The organism is Comamonas sp. 14P8.1.4, assembly GCF_057799285.1.
The window spans coordinates 321,479-338,918 of the sequence record NZ_JBYOKN010000003.1; the positions used below are offsets into that span (position 1 = coordinate 321,479).

At 61.3% G+C, this 17,440-nt stretch carries 16 protein-coding genes; 5 read left to right on the top strand and 11 right to left on the bottom strand.

Annotated features, from left to right (window positions below; all coding sequences use genetic code 11):
* The first annotated feature begins 6 nt into the window (after nucleotides 1-6).
* From AC27VO_RS08510 to ruvC, 5 genes are all read left to right on the top strand, one after another.
* The gene (locus AC27VO_RS08510) at nucleotides 7-2,079 is read left to right on the top strand and encodes a ribonuclease catalytic domain-containing protein (RefSeq protein WP_488666272.1); all 2,073 of its coding nucleotides are present in this window, start codon (nucleotides 7-9) and stop codon (nucleotides 2,077-2,079) included.
* A complete protein-coding gene (locus AC27VO_RS08515; RefSeq protein ID WP_488666273.1) occupies nucleotides 2,076-2,936 on the top strand; it encodes an energy transducer TonB in 861 nt (286 codons plus the stop codon). The genes AC27VO_RS08510 and AC27VO_RS08515 overlap by 4 nt, the downstream gene beginning before the upstream one ends.
* 59 nt (nucleotides 2,937-2,995) lie before the next feature.
* Nucleotides 2,996-3,862 carry a shikimate dehydrogenase gene (aroE, locus tag AC27VO_RS08520; protein WP_488666274.1) on the top strand — a complete coding sequence of 289 codons (867 nt, stop codon included), beginning with the start codon at nucleotides 2,996-2,998 and terminating at the stop codon, nucleotides 3,860-3,862.
* On the top strand, nucleotides 3,859-4,578 hold the full coding sequence (gene mtgA, locus AC27VO_RS08525) for a monofunctional biosynthetic peptidoglycan transglycosylase (protein ID WP_488666275.1): 720 nt from the start codon (nucleotides 3,859-3,861) through the stop codon (nucleotides 4,576-4,578). The genes aroE and mtgA overlap by 4 nt, the downstream gene beginning before the upstream one ends.
* A gap of 110 nt (nucleotides 4,579-4,688) precedes the next feature.
* On the top strand, nucleotides 4,689-5,246 hold the full coding sequence (gene ruvC / locus AC27VO_RS08530; protein WP_488666276.1) for a crossover junction endodeoxyribonuclease RuvC: 558 nt from the start codon (nucleotides 4,689-4,691) through the stop codon (nucleotides 5,244-5,246).
* A 149-nt stretch (nucleotides 5,247-5,395) separates the two neighbouring features.
* Here the strand turns inward: ruvC and AC27VO_RS08535 are convergent, their stop codons facing one another.
* The 11 genes from AC27VO_RS08535 to murD all read right to left on the bottom strand — a co-directional run bounded on the left by AC27VO_RS08535 (nucleotide 5,396) and on the right by murD (nucleotide 17,437).
* The gene (locus AC27VO_RS08535; protein WP_488666277.1) at nucleotides 5,396-5,842 is read right to left on the bottom strand and encodes an RcnB family protein; all 447 of its coding nucleotides are present in this window, start codon (nucleotides 5,840-5,842) and stop codon (nucleotides 5,396-5,398) included.
* A gap of 175 nt (nucleotides 5,843-6,017) precedes the next feature.
* Nucleotides 6,018-6,200, bottom strand: coding sequence for a hypothetical protein (locus AC27VO_RS08540; RefSeq protein ID WP_488666278.1), 183 nt, complete (start codon nucleotides 6,198-6,200; stop codon nucleotides 6,018-6,020).
* A gap of 45 nt (nucleotides 6,201-6,245) precedes the next feature.
* Nucleotides 6,246-7,169, bottom strand: a complete 924-nt coding sequence (lpxC, locus tag AC27VO_RS08545) for a UDP-3-O-acyl-N-acetylglucosamine deacetylase (RefSeq protein WP_488666279.1) — start codon at nucleotides 7,167-7,169, stop codon at nucleotides 6,246-6,248.
* 164 nt (nucleotides 7,170-7,333) lie between these two features.
* Entirely contained in the window at nucleotides 7,334-8,593 is a 1,260-nt protein-coding gene (ftsZ, locus tag AC27VO_RS08550) for a cell division protein FtsZ (RefSeq protein ID WP_488666280.1), read from the bottom strand.
* 121 nt (nucleotides 8,594-8,714) lie between these two features.
* Nucleotides 8,715-9,944, bottom strand: a complete 1,230-nt coding sequence (gene ftsA, locus AC27VO_RS08555) for a cell division protein FtsA (protein WP_488666281.1) — start codon at nucleotides 9,942-9,944, stop codon at nucleotides 8,715-8,717.
* A 1-nt stretch (nucleotide 9,945) separates the two neighbouring features.
* Nucleotides 9,946-10,800 (bottom strand): cell division protein FtsQ/DivIB, encoded by an 855-nt coding sequence (locus AC27VO_RS08560; RefSeq protein WP_488666282.1) that lies wholly within the window; start codon nucleotides 10,798-10,800, stop codon nucleotides 9,946-9,948.
* Nucleotides 10,797-11,780 carry a D-alanine--D-alanine ligase gene (locus AC27VO_RS08565; protein ID WP_488666283.1) on the bottom strand — a complete coding sequence of 328 codons (984 nt, stop codon included), beginning with the start codon at nucleotides 11,778-11,780 and terminating at the stop codon, nucleotides 10,797-10,799. Before AC27VO_RS08565 ends, AC27VO_RS08560 begins: the two co-directional genes overlap by 4 nt.
* Nucleotides 11,777-13,210 (bottom strand): UDP-N-acetylmuramate--L-alanine ligase, encoded by a 1,434-nt coding sequence (gene murC, locus AC27VO_RS08570; protein ID WP_488666284.1) that lies wholly within the window; start codon nucleotides 13,208-13,210, stop codon nucleotides 11,777-11,779. Before murC ends, AC27VO_RS08565 begins: the two co-directional genes overlap by 4 nt.
* On the bottom strand, nucleotides 13,207-14,271 hold the full coding sequence (murG, locus tag AC27VO_RS08575; RefSeq protein ID WP_488666285.1) for an undecaprenyldiphospho-muramoylpentapeptide beta-N-acetylglucosaminyltransferase: 1,065 nt from the start codon (nucleotides 14,269-14,271) through the stop codon (nucleotides 13,207-13,209). Before murG ends, murC begins: the two co-directional genes overlap by 4 nt.
* A complete protein-coding gene (ftsW, locus tag AC27VO_RS08580) occupies nucleotides 14,271-15,539 on the bottom strand; it encodes a putative lipid II flippase FtsW (protein ID WP_488666286.1) in 1,269 nt (422 codons plus the stop codon). The genes murG and ftsW overlap by 1 nt, the downstream gene beginning before the upstream one ends.
* Nucleotides 15,536-17,437 carry a UDP-N-acetylmuramoyl-L-alanine--D-glutamate ligase gene (gene murD, locus AC27VO_RS08585; RefSeq protein ID WP_488666287.1) on the bottom strand — a complete coding sequence of 634 codons (1,902 nt, stop codon included), beginning with the start codon at nucleotides 17,435-17,437 and terminating at the stop codon, nucleotides 15,536-15,538. Before murD ends, ftsW begins: the two co-directional genes overlap by 4 nt.
* Nucleotides 17,438-17,440: the final 3 nt, after the last annotated feature.

A 17,440-nucleotide genomic window follows, 5' to 3' on the forward strand; every position in this document is an offset into this window, starting at 1 on the left:
CCCTCTATGCACGCATTGTTTGAAGATGCCGGTAAGTTTTTGGCCGGCCGTATCCTTTCCGAGGCCGACGCCTCCTCCCAGATCGAACTTGGCACGGGCAAGCGCGTCAAAGTCAAGGCCGCCAACATCCTGCTCAAGTTCGACAAACCCGAGCCGGCCGACCTGATCGCCAAGGCCGAAGCCATTGCCGCCACGGTTGAGTTGGACCTGGCCTGGGAATTCGCGCCCGAAGAAGAGTTTGGCTTTGCCGACATTGCGCGCGACTATTTCTCCGAATCTGCCCCGCTGACCGAGCAGGCCGGCATGCTGTTTGCGCTGTACGCCGCGCCGCACTACTTCCGCCGTGCGGGCAAGGGCCGCTTCAAGAAGGCACCAGCCGAAATCCTGCAGCAAGCACTGGCCGCGATCGAGAAGAAAAAGCAGATTCAGGCACAGATCGAAGCCTGGGCGCAGGAGCTGACAGCCGGCGTCACGCCGACCGCCATCCGTGAGCAGCTCTACAAAATCCTGTTCAAGCCCGACAAGAACGCGCCCGAATACAAGGCCGTGGTCGAGGCCAGCCGCACCGCCCAGAAAGCCCCCCTGGCTTTGCTGCAAGACGCGGGCGCCATTGACTCGGCCTACCAGTTCCACTGGAAGCGTTTCCTGTTCGAGAACTTCCCCAAGGGCACGCGCTTCCCTGACATTACCGCGCCCCTGCCCCCGGAAGACCTGCCGCTGGCGAATGTGCAGGCCTACTCCATCGACGACTCCATGACCACGGAAATCGACGATGCGCTGTCCGTGCAGGGCCTGGGCACCGGCACCGTCACGCTGGGCATCCACATTGCCGCGCCAGGCTTGGCCATCCAGCCCGGCTCTGACCTGGACAAACTGGGGCGCGCGCGCCTGTCCACCGTCTACATGCCCGGCTACAAGATCACCATGCTGCCCGACGAAGTCGTGCAGATCTACACACTGGATGAAGGCCGGGCCAACCCCGCAGTGTCGCTGTATGTGACCTACGACGAGGAAACGCTGGAAGTCAAAGACAAGATCACCAAGCTGGAACGCGTGCCCGTGGTCGTCAACTTCCGCCACGACAAGCTCGACCACATCGTCACCGAGGAATGGCTGGCCGACCCTGCGCTGCAAGTGGCCGACACCCCCGCCAACCTGCTGAAACGCCGCGAAGAGCTGACCTTCCTGCACCGCCTGGCCAAGCACCTGAAAAAAGGCCGCGAAGAAGTGCGTGGCAAGCCCGAGAACTTCTCGCGCCCCGACTACACCTTCCGCCTGGAAGGCAATGATGGCGAAGAGCCCCAAGGCTTTGAGACCGTCAGCATCAGCACGCGCAAGCGCGGTGCACCGCTGGACTTGATCGTGGCCGAAGCCGCGATTGTGGCCAACAGCACCTGGGGCAGCTGGCTGGCCGAGATGGGCGTGCCCGGCATCTACCGCAGCCAGGCCAGCCTGGCTCCCGGCGTGAAGGTGCGCATGTCCACCAAGGCCCTGCCCCACGCCGGCATTGGCGTGAAGGCCTATTCATGGGCCACCTCACCACTGCGCCGCTACACCGACCTGGTCAACCAGTGGCAGATCATTGCCTGCGCGCGCCACGGTGCCACGGCGGCACTGGCTGCGCCGTTCAAGCCCAAGGATGCGGAGCTGTTCGGCATCATCAGCAGCTTTGATGGGGCGTACAGCGCCTACAACGGCTACCAGCAAGGCATGGAGCGCTTCTGGACGCTGAAGCACCTGGAGCAAAACGCCATCACCGAGCTGGACTGCGCCGTCATCAAGGACAACGGCCCCAATGGCGTACTGGTGCGTGCCGATACGCTGCCGCTGGTCATCAGCGTGGCGGGCACGGCCGTGCCGCGCGGCGCCCGCGTGCGTGTGAAACTGGGTGAGATCGACGAAATCACGTTGGATATTCACGGCACCGTGATCGAGAGACTGGACGACCCCCTCGATGCCAGCGATGATGCCCCCGTTGACGATGCTGCAGACGATGAAGAGGATGTGGCAGGGCCCATCGCGATTGCGGTGGACGTCAACGAAGCCGATAGCACCAGCGCTGATAATCCCACCCCGTGAAACTTCCTGCCGCGTTCCGCTCCCTGTCCACCCTCAGCCTCACGCTGGGGGTGTCGATCGCTATTCACGCCGTTGTGCTGACCGTGCGCTTTGTCGCGCCCGAGCAGTTCAACCGCGTCTTCCAGGACACCCCCTTGGAAGTCATTTTGGTGAATGCGCACACCCAGGAGCAACCGGAAAAGGCGCAGGCCATTGCCCAGGCGGCGTTGGCTGGCGGCGGTGATGCGGCCAAGGGCCGCGCCACCAGCCCGCTGCCCTACTCGGCCCTGACGGCCATGGGCGACGACTTTGAAGAACGCCAGAAAAAGCTGGATGCGCTGCAAGAGCAGCAGGCGGTGATGCTGACGCAGCTGCGCAAGCAAATCTCCAGCCTGCCGCAGTTTGATCCGCGCGAACAATCGGCCCAGCAAGACCGCGAGCAGCAAGAGCGCAAGCGCCAGCAGCTCGTCAAACTGCTGGCCGAGATTGAAAAGCGCATCAACGAAGAAAACGCCCGCCCCAAAAAACGCTACATCAGCCCCGCCACGCGCGAGGAGGTGTATGCCGTCTACTACGACGGCCTGCGCCGCAAGGTGGAAGACAAGGGCACCGAAAACTTTCCCGAGCACAACGGCCAAAAGCTCTACGGCGAGTTGGTCATGGTGCTGACCGTGAACCACGACGGCCGCGTGCTGGACACCGAAGTGGTGCAAAGCTCTGGCAAGCGCCAGCTCGACACCCGCGCCCAGGCCATTGCCCGCGCCGCAGGGCCGTTTGGTCACTTTGGCCCCGCCATGCGCGCCAAGGCCGACCAGATTGCCGTGGTTTCACGCTTTAATTTCACCCGGGAGCAGACGCTGGAGACCAACGTCCGCTGACCCGCTGCTGCCACGCGCGCCACCTGTTGCGGCGTGCGGCGGCGACACACCACTCACGCATGCAAGCTCCGATTGATTTGTACTGCGTCATGGGCAACCCCGTGGCGCACAGCCGCTCCCCCTGGATCCACGCCCGCTTTGCGCAGCTGACGCAGCAGGCCCTGGACTACCGCCGCCGCCTGGTGCCGCTGGACGGCTTCGCTGCGGACCTGCAGCAGCTGGCCGCCGAAGGCGGCAAAGGCTGCAACGTCACCGTTCCCTTCAAGCTCGATGCCGTGCAGGCCGCCCACAGCCACAGCCCACGCGTTGCGCTGGCTGCCGCCGCCAACACCCTGGTCATTCGCGAAGACGGCCACATCTACGCCGACAACACCGACGGTCTGGGTCTGGTGGCCGACATCATGCGCAACGCTGGCGTGCGCATTGCCGGGCAAGACATTCTGTTAATCGGTGCGGGCGGTGCCGCCGCAGGCGTGCTGGGCCCGCTGCTGGAACAACAACCACGCAGCATCACCGTGTGCAACCGCACGTTCAGCAAGGCTGAAATCCTGGTGGGCCTGCATGCCTCACTGGCTGAAAAGCAAAAAGTAGAGCTGCAAGCGCAAGAACAGCAAGGCCTACAAGGCAATTTCGACATCATCATCAACGCCACGGCCGCCAGCCTGCACGGCGCCGGCATTCCCGTGCCCGCCAGTGTGCTGCGCCCCGGCAGCCTGGCCTACGACATGATGTACGGCAGCGCTGCCCAGCCGTTTCTGGACTGGGCGCAGCAACACGGCGCCATGGGCCGTGATGGGCTGGGCATGCTGGTGGAGCAGGCGGCCGAATCGTTTGTGCTGTGGCGCGGCGTGCGCCCACCAGCCCAGCAGGTGCTGCAAGAGCTGCGCGCCCTGCTGGCGCAAGAAGCGCAGGACACGCACGCATGAAAACCCTGGGCCGCTGGCTAGTGCTGGTGCTGTGCGCCGCCCTGGCGCTGCAGCTGTTTTTTGTGCTGCGCATTGCACTGGCCGCATGGTGGGACCCTCAGTCCACCAGCTTTCAGCGTTCGGAGATGTGGCGCATCTGGCAACAAAGCGCACAGCAGCGCCCCTGGCAGCAGCAGTGGGTGGCCTACGCCCAGATCTCGCCCCACCTCAAGCGCGCCGTGCTGACGGCCGAAGATGACGGCTTTGTCGAGCACGACGGCGTGCAGTGGGACGCGATTGAGCGCGCCTGGGAGCGCAACCAGCAGGCGCTGGAAAAAGCCCAGACCAAGCCCCAGGCTGCTGCGCCCAAGATTTACGGCGGCTCCACCATCACCCAGCAGCTGGCCAAAAACCTACTGCTGTCCGGCGAGCGCAGCTTTTTGCGCAAAGGCCAGGAACTGGTGCTGGCCCACACGCTGGAGCTGTTTCTGAGCAAGCAACGCATTCTGGAGATCTATCTCAACAACGTTGAATGGGGCCAGGGCATTTTTGGCGCAGAGGCCGCCGCACGCTATTACTTTCGCAAAAGCGCGGCCCAGCTCAGCCCGGCCGAGGCCGCACGCCTGGCCGTGATGCTGCCGCGCCCACGCTACTACGAGCGTAACCCCCAGTCGCGCTACCTACAGTCGCGCACCAACGCCATCGTGCGCCGCATGGGCGCCACAGCGCTGCCGTAAGGTGAGAGGGGCGGCGTATCATGGCCGCACCTACCGGCCCTTTTTATTGACAAGGTAAAAAGGCTTTCTGCGCTTGATAAACCTGCGCTGACAGCTACCAAATTGATTGCATGCGTATTCTTGGCATTGACCCCGGCTTGCAGACCACGGGCTTTGGCGTCATCGAGCGCGATGGCCACAAGCTCCATTACGTGGCCAGCGGCACCATCCGCACCACGCGCACCGAAGGGGTAGCACTGGGCAATCTGCCGGCACGCCTGAAAATTCTCTACGAAGGTATCAGCGAGGTCGTCACCCGCTATGAGCCAGAGATGGCGGCCATCGAAATCGTGTTTGTGAATGTGAACCCTCAGTCCACCCTGCTGCTGGGCCAGGCACGCGGCGCGGCACTGACAGCACTGGTGACCAACGATTTGCCCGTGGCCGAGTACACGGCGCTGCAGATGAAGAAAGCCATCACCGGCCATGGCCGTGCAGCCAAGTCCCAGATCCAGGAAATGGTCAAACGCATGCTGAACCTGCCCGGCTTGCCCGGCACCGATGCCGCCGATGCACTGGGCCTGGCCATCACCCACGCACACGCAGGCGGCATGCTGGATAAGCTGGGACAGGAATCCACGCTGCACCGCAGGCAGCACGCCATGCTCAAAGGTGGGCGTGTGTATTGAGGCACTGGCTGGCTGGCACCGAAAAAAAGCGACCACCATGGGTCGCTTTTTTTTAGGGGTGGCGGCAAGAGGCTGCTTGCTGCACATCCGCCATTCAACGTAAAAATGGTAAGAAGCCCAATACACACAAGTGCTAGCAGCTCCTGTTTTTAATACATGCTGTGAATGATCAGCTGGGAAATCACACCCGATGCAATGGCCACCAGCATGTAGTCACCGCCGTAACGCACCCAGTGGTAGCCGCGTGGCGGCTGGTGCAAGCGGTGACCGCGCCAGTCACGCACCACATAGCGATCGCCACGGTACTGCGGCGGCAGGTAAGAGCCTCTGACCCAGTTGTGCTGTGGGCCAGCCCCGCGGTAGTGCCGCGCCATGGGCGGCGGTGGTGGTCGGTGGCCATGGCGCATCTGCGGCCCATGGCGTGGGCCGTGGTCACGCTGCCAGCCCGGATGCGGTGCATGCGAATGCTGGCGCGCGTGAGGAGGCCCTTCATGGTGGCGACGATCGCCATGCGGCTGTGCCTGGGCCACGGCGCTAGCACCCAGGGTGAGGGCCAGGGCTGCAGCGATGGAAGCGGTGATACGTTGCAGTTGCATGGTGCGTCCTTTCGGTCTGTCAAAGACAGCAGCCCCAACGGCTGCTACGCCCCCATGATGCGAGAAAAAACCCCGATGTAGGCGCCTGCACGCCCTGCTTTACCCAACTTTGCGCCAGCCTTTCAGGGCTTTGCACAGGCTTTACAGATGCAAGCAGCTGCAGGTGCCTCCAGCGCTAAATCAGCATGAACCGCGAGAGCCCCAGGACGGCAAAAAAGGCCAGACCGGCAATCACTGCCCACTTCAAAATCAAAAAGCCCCAGCGCTTGTAGTGCGCACCGCCCGTGCCCAGATAGAACACAAAAGACAGTGCCGAAGCAATCAGCAAAAGAAAAAGCAGCCAGCGAAAAATCAGCATGGCTGCTTTATACCGTGATTCAGGCCACAGGCCTGCGCCGGGCCCTTACCAGGCCAATGCAGTCTGCGTAAAACCGGCAGGTGCTTTGCGCTCGTTGTCGAACGTGACGAATTCCCAGTTGGCATCATCAGCCAGCACGGCACGGATCAGCTGGTTGTTCATGCCATGGCCCGAGCGGAAGGCGCTGTAGGCACCCAGAATGGGGTGACCAATCACGTACAGATCGCCAATGGCATCGAGAATTTTGTGCTTCACAAACTCGTCGTCATAGCGCAGGCCGTCGCTGTTCAGCACTTTGTAGTCATCCATGACGATGGCATTGTCCAGCCCGCCACCCAGCGCCAGACCGTTGGTGCGCAGCATTTCCACATCTTTGGTAAAGCCAAAGGTGCGTGCGCGTGCAATGTCACGCATGTAATTGCCTTCGCCCATGTCGAACTCAAACGACTGCCCTGTGGAATCCACGGCAGGGTGGGAAAAATCAATGTCGAACTTCAGCTTGTAGCCGTGGTAAGGGTCAAAACGCGCCCACTTGAGGTTTTTGCCCTCGCCTTCGCGCACTTCTACAGGCTGCTTGATGCGGATGAACTTCTTGGCCTGGTTCTGCAGCTCAATGCCCGCACTTTGCAGCAGAAACATGAAGGAAGAAGACGAGCCATCGAGGATGGGCACTTCTTCCGCAGTGATGTCAATGTACAAATTGTCGATACCCAGACCGCACAAGGCAGACATCAGGTGCTCAATGGTGTGCACCTTGGCGCTGCCCACACCAATGGTGGAAGCCATGCGGGTGTCCACCACGGCCTTGGCAGTGATGGGAATGTCGACCGGCTCTGGCAAGTCCACGCGACGAAACACAATGCCGGTGTCAGGCTGCGCGGGACGCAGCGTCATCTCGACCCGCTGGCCGCTGTGCAGGCCCATGCCCACGGCACGGGTGATGGTCTTAATGGTACGTTGCTGAAGCATGGTGCGATTTTACCGGGGAGGGCCTTTTTTCTGCCCTTTTAAGGGCATGGAAATATCTATAACGCCCATTGATATTGACCGTTGACCCGCGAAGCCCTTCAGCGCACGGGCATAAAAAAACCGGGCCTATGCAGGCCCGGTTGATTCATCGGATAAGCGTCCGCTTAGTCCGCTTGCTTGCGCAGGAATGCGGGGATCTCCAGGTCATCCATGCCACCCGAAGACAGCGCATCCACACGCGCTGCAGCCTGGGTGCGGTTGGTGCGCCAGACGCTGGGCACGCTCACATCACCGTAACCGCCGCCCATACCACCGGCGGCAGCACCCATGGCAGGGGCTGCACCCGTAGCACCCATGGTCACACCGCCCATGGCAGTGGTGGGTGTACCCGCGTAAGCGTAGTCACCGTCTGTACCGGTGCGCAGACCACCTTGGACCACCGACATGGCTTGGCGACGTGCCACTGGGCGCGACAGACCGGTAGCGACCACGGTCACACGGATGTCGTCACCCAGCGAGTCGTCATAGGCTGCACCGTAGATCACGTGCGCTTCGGGCGAGGCGTAGGCGTTGATGGTGGACATGGCCAGACGCGATTCGGCCAGCTTCAGGCTGCCCTTGGCGGCAGTCACCAGCACCAGAACGCCCTTGGCGCCCGACAGGTCGATGCCTTCCAGCAGCGGGCAAGCCACGGCTTGCTCTGCAGCAATGCGTGCACGGTCTGGGCCCGACGCACGGGCTGTGCCCATCATGGCCTTACCGGGTTCACCCATCACGGTGCGCACGTCTTCAAAGTCGACGTTCACGTGGCCGTATTCGTTGATGATTTCAGCGATACCGCCCACGGCGTTCTTGAGCACGTCGTTGGCCTGTGCGAAAGCTTCTTCCTGGGTGATGTCATCGCCCAGCACTTCCAACAGTTTTTCGTTGAGCACAACGATCAGGGAGTCCACATTGGCTTCCAGCTCGGTCAGGCCGCCATCGGCGTTGGTCATGCGGCGGCCACCTTCCCACTCGAAAGGCTTGGTCACCACACCCACGGTCAGAATGCCCATCTCCTTGGCCACGCGTGCGATCACGGGCGCAGCGCCCGTGCCTGTGCCGCCACCCATGCCCGCCGTGATGAACAACATGTGCGCGCCTTCGATGGCGGCACGGATGTCGTCCACCGCAGCTTCTGCGGCTTCACGGCCCTTGTCAGGCTTGCTACCAGCGCCCAGGCCGCTCAAACCCAACTGAATCGTGCGGTGTGCGTTGCTGCGGATCAGTGCCTGCGCATCGGTGTTAGCGCTGACAAACTCCACGCCTTGCACATTGCAAGCAATCATGTGTTCGACGGCGTTGCTGCCGCCACCGCCGACACCGATCACCTTGATCTGTGTGCCCTGATTGAATGTTTCGGCTTCGATCATTTCGATGGTCATGTTGCTGCTCCTGGAAATTTTTTAAATGAATTCGCTATAGCTGTATGGGGGGCTTCTCTTCGGCGTCGGTATCGAAAATCAGTGGGAGGACCCGTGATGCGCATGCGTCGAGAGCACATAGTTAGAAGTTTCCCACAATGAAGTCTTTAAATCGACCAAAAGCGGTCTTCACTGACCCACTCTTTTGTGCCACCTTGAAACCGCGCAATCTTGCTTGCCGCGCTTCTTCCAGCAAACCCATGACTGTGGCAGAGCGAGGCTGCGCCACCATATCGGCCAATGCACTGGAATATTTGGGCACGCCACGGCGCACAGGCTTGAGGAAAATGTCCTCGCCCAACTCGACCATGCCCGGCATAACGGCACTGCCACCGGTGAGCACGATGCCCGAAGAGAGCACCTCTTCGTAGCCCGACTCACGAATGACTTGTTGCACCAGAGAGAAGATTTCTTCCACGCGTGGCTCAATCACACCAGCCAGCGCTTGCTTGCTGATCATGCGAGGGCCACGGTCACCCAGACCCGGCACTTCCACCTGGCTGTCTGGATCGGCCAGCATCTGCTTGGCATAACCGCTTTCGACCTTGATGTCTTCGGCATCCTTGGTGGGCGTACGCAAAGCCATCGCAATGTCGCTGGTGATCAGATCCCCTGCGATCGGAATGACTGCGGTATGGCGGATTGCACCGCCGGTGAAGATCGCCACATCCGTGGTGCCAGCGCCAATGTCAACCAGCGCCACGCCCAGGTCACGCTCGTCATCGGTCAGCACCGCCTGGCTGGCCGCCAGCGGGTTCAGCAACAGCTGTTCTACTTCCAGGCCGCAGCGGCGCACGCACTTGATGATGTTTTCCGCAGCACTTTGCGCACCAGTGACGATGTGCACCTTGGCTTCCAGGCGGATACCGCTCATACCCACAGGCTCGCGCACGTCCTGGCCATCAATCACGAACTCCTGGGGTTCCACCAGCAGCAGGCGCTGATCCGACGAAATGCTCACCGCCTTGGCAGTTTCAATCACGCGCGCCACATCGGTGGGCGTGACTTCCTTGTCCTTGATGGCCACCATGCCGCTTTGGTTCAAGCCGCGGATGTGGCTGCCAGTGATGCCGGTGTACACGCGCTGGATCTTGCAATCCGCCATCAGCTCGGCTTCTTTCAGCGCTTGCTGAATGCTTTGCACGGTGGCTTCAATATTGACCACCACGCCGCGCTTCAAGCCGTTGCTTGGCGATACGCCCAGACCGGCCAGCTTGAGCTCACCGCTAGGCATGACTTCGGCCACCACGGCCATGACCTTGGCGGTGCCGATATCCAGACCGACGACGACGTCTTTGTACTCTCTTGCCATATCAGTGCCTGCCCTCAGAAGGTCGTGTTTTTTTGCTGTCTTGTAGTTGCTGTGCGGCGTGGCGTTTCGCCAGCTCCAGCGCCTTTTCGCGCGACACGGTGGTCACGCCACGCAGTCGCAAGGCATAGCCATCGGGATAGCGCAAATCGGCGTATTCCAATGCATCCGCTGTACGTTGGTACTGCTGGGTAATTTGTGGCAGGGTGCGCACGAAACGCTGAATGCGTTGCAGCACTTCCTGCTCTTTGCCCCCGCCCAGTTCCACCTGGGCGCCATTGTCCAATTGCACCACCCAGCTGCCACCATCGCGCAGCGTCAAGGCATCAATCGGTGCATTCATGTCTTTGAACGCAGGCTCCAAGGCGTAGTACATGCGCAGGACATCCACCGCCGAGCCATCAGGGCCAGAAAGGCGAGGCAAGCCCTCACGCTCTACCTCGCCAACATTCGCTTCAAATACTTCGCCCATGGTGTTGACCATGGCGGTACCCGTATCCGGCCCCCAGTAGGCTTGGGCTTCGTGCTCATGCAACAGCACGCGCAAACTGTTGGGGTATTCACGGCGTACTTCCGCCTGGCGCACCCAAGGCACTTGTTCGAAGGCCGTGCGGGCATCCTTGAGGTTGACCGTGAAGAAATTCCCGGTCAGGTGCGGCGCCACATTGGCACGCAGGGTCACGGCGTTGTTGTGCACCAGCTCCCCCTCCACCACGATGCGCGCAATCGAAAATGCAGGATGGCGCAATGCCCACCAGCTCACTACCGCCAGCAACAAGACGGCCACACCCGCGAACATGGCCGTAGCGGTCACGTTCATGAGTTTGACGTCAAAAGGGGCTGACATGGAGTAGCTCATCCGTGGGCTCGCTCCTCGTGCGTGGCGCTGTCCAGCGAAGCTGCAGCCAAAATGGTCAGGCACAGCTGTTCATAGCTCATGCCTTGTGCGCGCGCAGCCATGGGCACCAGCGAGTGGCTGGTCATGCCTGGCGAGGTGTTGATCTCCAGCAAGAAAGGCTGGCGATCGCTCTTGCGAATCATCACGTCTGCACGGCCCCACCCACGGCAGCCCAGGGTGCGGAAAGCCTGCTCCACAATGCGCTGAATGCGTGCTTCTTCCTGCGCAGGCAGTCCGCTCGGGCAGTGGTATTGCGTGACGTCCGTGAAGTACTTGTTCTGGTAGTCGTAGTTGCCATCGGGCGCTACGATACGAATCACCGGCAATGCAGCAGCGCCTGTGCCTTCACCCAGCACAGCGCAGGTGGTTTCTTCGCCCGTAATGAATTGCTCACACAGCACTTCGTCGTCGTACTTGGCCGCCAGTGCATAGGCTTCCTCGCACTGGCTGGCATCCGTCACCTTCGTCAAACCCATGCTTGAGCCATCGCGTGCAGGCTTGACAATCATCGGTGCACCCAGTGCAGCGAATGCATCACGGGTCGCTTGTGCATCGGCCACCATGCGCCAATCTGGGGTCGGCAAACCTTCAAAGCGCCAGATGCGCTTGGTCATGACCTTGTCCATGGCCATGCTGGATGCCATCACGCCAGAGCCTGTATAGGGAATGCCGAGCAGCTCCAAGGCGCCTTGCACCGTACCGTCTTCACCAAAGCGGCCATGCAAAGCGATGAAACAGCGGACAAAACCCTGTGTTTTCAAGGCACTGAGATCTTGCTGTGCAGGGTCAAATGCATGTGCATCAACGCCTTGCGCACGCAAAGCGTCCAGCACACCTTGCCCAGACATGAGGGAAACCTCACGTTCGGACGAGCGGCCACCCATGAGCACTGCGACCTTACCCAGGGCGCGCACGTCGATATTTGTCATGTTTTTGCTCATAACGCAGAACCCTTCTGCGCTTGCAGCTCTTTTTTCTCTAGCATTTCAACCAGTTGCGCCGGTACAGCACCAATCGATCCGGCGCCCATACACAGCACCACATCACCCGGCTGAGCATTGTCTGCGATTGCCTGTGCCAAATCGCTGATTTTTTCAATAAAAATCGGCTCTACACGACCTGCCACACGCACAGCACGTGCCAATGCGCGGCCGTCTGCCGCCACCACGGGGGCTTCCCCAGCGGCATAGACTTCATTGAGCAAGACAGAATCCGCCTCGCCCAGCACTTTCACGAAGTCTTCGAAACAGTCGCGCGTACGGGTGTAGCGGTGCGGCTGGAATGCCAGTACCAGTCGACGTCCGGGGAAAGCCCCGCGCGCGGCAGCCAGGGTGGCCGCCATTTCCACGGGGTGATGACCGTAGTCATCAATCACGGTGAAATGCCCACCTTCGGCACAAGGCAGATCGCCATAACGCTGGAAGCGGCGGCCCACGCCCTTGAAACCTTCCAGCGCACGCAGCAAGGCTTCATCGGAAATTTCCAGCTCCATCGCAATCGCCACCGCCGCCAAAGCGTTGAGCACATTGTGCTCGCCCGCCAGGCTCAGGCGCACTTGCAGTTCAGGATAGGCATGGCCATTCTGGCGCAGCACCTTGAAACACATCTGACCGTGCTCGGCACGCACATCGACTGCGCGCACCTGCACATCTTCGGCAAAACCGTAGGTCGTGACCGGACGTGCCAGCATCGGCAGGATGTCCCGTACCGCAGGGCTCTCAACACACACGATGGCACGGCCATAGAAAGGCATGCGGTGCAGAAAATCGACAAAGGCTTGCTTGAGCTTGCCAAAGTCGTGCCCGTAGGTTTCCATGTGGTCCGCATCGATGTTGGTGACCACGGCCATCACGGGCAACAGATTCAGGAACGAGGCATCCGATTCGTCGGCCTCGACCACGATGTAGTCCCCATGGCCCAGCTTGGCATTGGCGCCCGCACTGTTGAGCTTGCCGCCAATCACAAACGTCGGATCCAGCCCCGCTTCGGCCAGCACACTAGTCACCAGGCTGGTGGTCGTGGTCTTGCCGTGTGCCCCAGCAATGGCAATGCCTTGCTTGAAGCGCATCAGCTCGGCCAGCATCAGTGCGCGTGGCACCACGGGAATTTTGCGTGCGCGCGCTTCCAGCACCTCAGGGTTGTCGGCCTGAACGGCGGTGGATGTCACCACCACATCGGCGGCCTGTACATGGGCCGCATCGTGCCCCACAAAAGTCTGAACCCCCAGCGATTGCAGACGCTGGAGCGTGGCACTGGATGCCAGATCAGAGCCGGAGACGGCATAGCCGAGGTTGTGTAAAACCTCAGCGATACCGCTCATTCCCGAGCCACCCAGGCCGACAAAGTGGATGTTTTGAATGGCGTGTTTCATGCGGCGAGCTCCTCGCACGCGGCAACCACCTCACGGGTTGCATCAATCTTCTGCATCGTTTTCGCTTTAAGAGCAACGTTCAAGAGCGTTGAACGCTGCATATTCTGTAGCATTTCTGCCAGTTTTTGTGCATTCAATGCATGTTGTTGCAATAACCATCCACCGCCGGCTTCCACCAGGAAGTTGGCATTCGCGGTCTGGTGGTCATCCACCGCCTGCGGGAACGGCACATAAATGGCCGCGGCACCGACGGCTGCGATCTCGGTCACGGTGCTGGCACCGGCACGGCAGATCACCACATCGGCATCGGCAAAGGCCTGCGCAGTGTCTTCAATGAACGGCGTCAGCTCTGCCTGCACCCCAGCAGCCGCATAGTTCGCACGCAAGGCTTCAATCTGCTTGGCACCGCTTTGGTGAACCACCTGCGGACGTTCGCTCTCAGGCATCAGCGCCAGCGCTTGCGGCACGATGTCGTTCAATGCCTTGGCACCCAAGCTGCCGCCCACAACCAACACTTTCAGTGGGCCCGAGCGGCCTGCAAAGCGTGCCGCAGGATCGGGCTGATTCAGGAATGCCGCACGCAAGGGGTTGCCCACCCACTGCGCCTGCTTCAGCGCACGGGGGAAAGCCGCAAACACCCGGTCTGCCACGCTGGCCAACACCTTGTTGGCAGCCCCCGCGATGGAGTTTTGCTCATGCAAAATCAGCTTCTTGCCAGCCAGCACGCCCATCATTCCACCGGGGAACGTGATGTAGCCGCCAAAACCCACCAGCACATCCGGCTGGACACGGCGCACCACCCCCAGCGCCTGCCAGAACGCTTTGAGCAAACGCCACGGTAGCAGTGCCAGGGTCTTCAAGCCCTTGCCACGCACGCCACCAAACTCAATGGTCTCCAGCGGGAAACCCTGGGGCGGCACCAAACGCGACTCCATGCTGTCCGGAGCCCCCAACCAATGCACGCGCCAACCCTGCTCACGCAATGCTTGGGCCACAGCCAAGCCCGGGAAGATGTGTCCTCCCGTGCCACCAGCCATGATCAAAGCGACTTTTTCTTTCATTACTTTCTCATCCTCGGACTGAGGAGCTTGTTCTCGTAGTCAATACGCAGCACCACTGCGATGGCCACCAAATTCATCAAGATGGCAGAGCCCCCAAAACTCATCAACGGCAGCGTCAGGCCCTTGGTGGGCAGCGCCCCCAGGTTCACCCCCATGTTGATAAAGGCCTGGAAGCCAAACCACAGCGCTACCCCTTGTGCCACCAGACCCGCAAACACACGGTCCAGCGCAATGGCTTCACGCCCAATTTCGGTGATGCGGCGCGTCAGCCACACAAAAGCGATGATCAAAATGAGGATGCCAATGAAGCCAAATTCCTCACCAATCACCGACAGCAAAAAGTCGGTATGCGCCTCAGGCAGCCAGTGCAGTTTTTCCACACTGCGCCCCAAGCCCACGCCAAACATCTCCCCACGGCCGATGGCGATCAGCGCGTGTGAGAGCTGGTAGCCCTTGCCCAAAGCATGGTCCACCGAGAACGGATCCAGGTACGCAAAGATGCGCTCCCGCCGCCATGGCGAGAACGCGATCATCAGCACAAAGGCCCCGACCACCAGCGCCGCCATCAGAAAGAACATGCGGGCATTGACGCCCCCCAGGAACAAGATACCCATGGAGATCACCACGATCACCATGAAGGCCCCCATGTCGGGCTCGGCCAGCAGCAGCACACCGATGAAGAACACGGCAGCAGCCATGGGCAGCACGGCGCGGAAGAAGCGCTCTTTCACATCCATGCGGCGCACCATGTAGTCAGCCGCATAGACCAGCACCGCAAACTTGGCCAGCTCAGACGGCTGGAAGTTCATGATCCCCAGCGGCAACCAGCGCCGCGCACCATTGACCACCAAGCCGACGCCAGGCACCAGCACCATCACCAGCAGGAACAACGCCAGCAGGAACATGGGAATGGCCAGCCGCTCCCAGGTTTTCATCGACACCTGGAACGCCAGCAATGCCGCCACAAAGCCCACCCCCATGGCCATCGCGTGGCGCAGCAGGAAGTGGTAGGGCTCAATCTTGCCAAAGCGCGGGTTGTCGGGCATGGCGATCGAGGCGGAATACACCATCACTAGGCCCCAGGCCATCAGACCGATCACCACCCAGATCAATGCCTGATCCAGCCCCAAAGCCGTAGGCGGCAAGGCCCGCGTGTTGCGGTACTCCGTGCCACCGACGCGCACGGGCAGCACGTCCACCGGTTTGTCCGCGGCACCGCGGAACCAACCTTGCAGGCGATCGCGCACTTGGGTCAGGGTGGTGTTCATCCGGCGTGGCCCTCCAGCAGCTGACCGGCGTCATCAGCCAGTGTTTGCACGGCATCGATAAAGGCCTGGGCACGGTGGGCGTAGTCACGGTACATGTCCATGCTGGCGCAGGCCGGGCTCATCAGCACGGCATCGCCTTCCTTGGCGTGCGCAGTGGCCAGTTGCACGGCTTGCGCCATGTCCGCGGCATCGAGCAGCGGTACACCTTCACCTTGCAGCGCCTGCTTGATCAGCGGTGCATCACGCCCGATCAACACCACGGCACGCACATAGCGCGCCACTGGCGCTGCCAGCGGTGCAAAGTCCTGGCCTTTGCCCAAGCCACCCAGAATCAGCACGATGCGGCGATCTGCCCCCAGCCCCGTCAGCGCGGCGGCGGTGGCACCCACATTGGTGCCCTTGCTGTCGTCAAAGTATTCAATCCCGTTGACCATGCCGATGGGTTCAACCCGGTGCGGCTCACCGCGGTATTCACGCAGTCCATAAAGCATGGGAGCCAAAGCGGCGCCTGCAGCTTGCGCCAGAGCCAGTGCCGCCAGCGCATTGGTGGCGTTGTGGCGGCCACGAATGCGCAAGGCATCGGCGGGCAGCAAGCGCTGAATCACCAGATCGTCTTGCGGATCGCGTGACTTGCGGCCCGCGTTATCCACGTCCATGGCGCGCACCAGCCAGGCCATGCCCGCCACCATTTCAATGCCGAAGTCACCAGGGTTGCGCGGCAGATCTGCACCAAAGGTGAGGTGGGCACGCAGCTGCGGCTTTTGCAGCTTGACCTTCACAGGCGGCGGCAGCATGTCCATGACGATGCGGTCTTCGCGGTTCAGCACCATCAAGGCTGTCTCGCCAAAAATACGCGCCTTGGCCGCTGCATAGGCTTGCAGGCTGCCGTGCCAATCCAGGTGGTCCTGGGTGATGTTCAGCACCACGGCGGCCGTGGGCTCAAAGCCTTGCACGCCATCGAGCTGGAAGCTCGACAGCTCCAGCACCCATGCCTGGGGCAAATCCTGGGCATCAATGCGCGCGCTCAAGGTGTCCAGCAAGGTGGGGCCGATATTGCCCGCCACCCCCACGCGGATACCCGCGTGCTCCAGCAACTTGCCCGTCAACGAAGTGACCGTGGTTTTGCCATTGGTACCTGTGACCGCCAGCACCTTGGGCTGGTAGCCGTGCGCTGTGGCCAAGCCTTGCAGCGCGGAGGCGAACAAATCCAGCTCGCCGCCTACGGGCAGACCGATGGCGCGTGCCGCGTCTGTCACAGGGGCAAGGCTGTCGGGACTCAAACCGGGAGAACGGTAGACCGACGTCAGGTTCTGCCCGTCGATCAGCGCGCGGCTGAATGCACCACCGATAAATTGGGCATCGGGCAGCTCGCTATGCAGCAAATCCAGCTGCGGCGGCGCTTCGCGGGTGTCGGCCACTGTGACCTGCGCGCCTGCGCGCGTGCACCAGCGGGCCATGGACATGCCCGATGCACCCAAACCCAAAATCAGCACACGCTGGCCTTGCAGGTGCTGCGCCTGCTGCAAAGGCCATTGCACGGGCACGGGCGGCAGATCCACCTCGGGCAGCGCTTCCACGGGCTGCGCCGCCGTCACTTCGGCATCCGCCGCATCGGAGATGCTGGGATCAGTGAAAATTTGCGCCACAAAGGCCGCCGCATCTTTGGCCGCGCTCAAGGTCGCCACGTCAGGCATCGGCTCTGCCCACGCAGGTGCAACTTCTTTTTTAGGAGCTTCTTGCGCAGGCTCATCCATCATTTCAGACACATTGAAATCTGAAAGCAAGGATTCATCAGCGCTAGCTGCTCCTAAATCTTCCGACTGCATAGGCACCACCACCGTGCTTGGCACGGGGGCTTCGGTGTCTGGCATGTCGGGTTGAAAGTCTTCGGTGTGCATGGG

Coding starts and splice junctions, on each gene's coding strand:
- ftsZ (WP_488666280.1), bottom strand. CDS start 8,593: ATGACCATCGAAATGATCGAAGCCGAAACATTCAATCAGGGCACACAG.
- AC27VO_RS08510 (WP_488666272.1), top strand. CDS start 7: ATGCACGCATTGTTTGAAGATGCCGGTAAGTTTTTGGCCGGCCGTATC.
- AC27VO_RS08540 (WP_488666278.1), bottom strand. CDS start 6,200: ATGCTGATTTTTCGCTGGCTGCTTTTTCTTTTGCTGATTGCTTCGGCA.
- murC (WP_488666284.1), bottom strand. CDS start 13,210: ATGAAACACGCCATTCAAAACATCCACTTTGTCGGCCTGGGTGGCTCG.
- AC27VO_RS08535 (WP_488666277.1), bottom strand. CDS start 5,842: ATGCAACTGCAACGTATCACCGCTTCCATCGCTGCAGCCCTGGCCCTC.
- ftsW (WP_488666286.1), bottom strand. CDS start 15,539: ATGAACACCACCCTGACCCAAGTGCGCGATCGCCTGCAAGGTTGGTTC.
- AC27VO_RS08560 (WP_488666282.1), bottom strand. CDS start 10,800: ATGAGCTACTCCATGTCAGCCCCTTTTGACGTCAAACTCATGAACGTG.
- ruvC (WP_488666276.1), top strand. CDS start 4,689: ATGCGTATTCTTGGCATTGACCCCGGCTTGCAGACCACGGGCTTTGGC.
- ftsA (WP_488666281.1), bottom strand. CDS start 9,944: ATGGCAAGAGAGTACAAAGACGTCGTCGTCGGTCTGGATATCGGCACC.
- murG (WP_488666285.1), bottom strand. CDS start 14,271: ATGAAAGAAAAAGTCGCTTTGATCATGGCTGGTGGCACGGGAGGACAC.
- AC27VO_RS08565 (WP_488666283.1), bottom strand. CDS start 11,780: ATGAGCAAAAACATGACAAATATCGACGTGCGCGCCCTGGGTAAGGTC.
- aroE (WP_488666274.1), top strand. CDS start 2,996: ATGCAAGCTCCGATTGATTTGTACTGCGTCATGGGCAACCCCGTGGCG.
- lpxC (WP_488666279.1), bottom strand. CDS start 7,169: ATGCTTCAGCAACGTACCATTAAGACCATCACCCGTGCCGTGGGCATG.
- mtgA (WP_488666275.1), top strand. CDS start 3,859: ATGAAAACCCTGGGCCGCTGGCTAGTGCTGGTGCTGTGCGCCGCCCTG.
- murD (WP_488666287.1), bottom strand. CDS start 17,437: ATGCACACCGAAGACTTTCAACCCGACATGCCAGACACCGAAGCCCCC.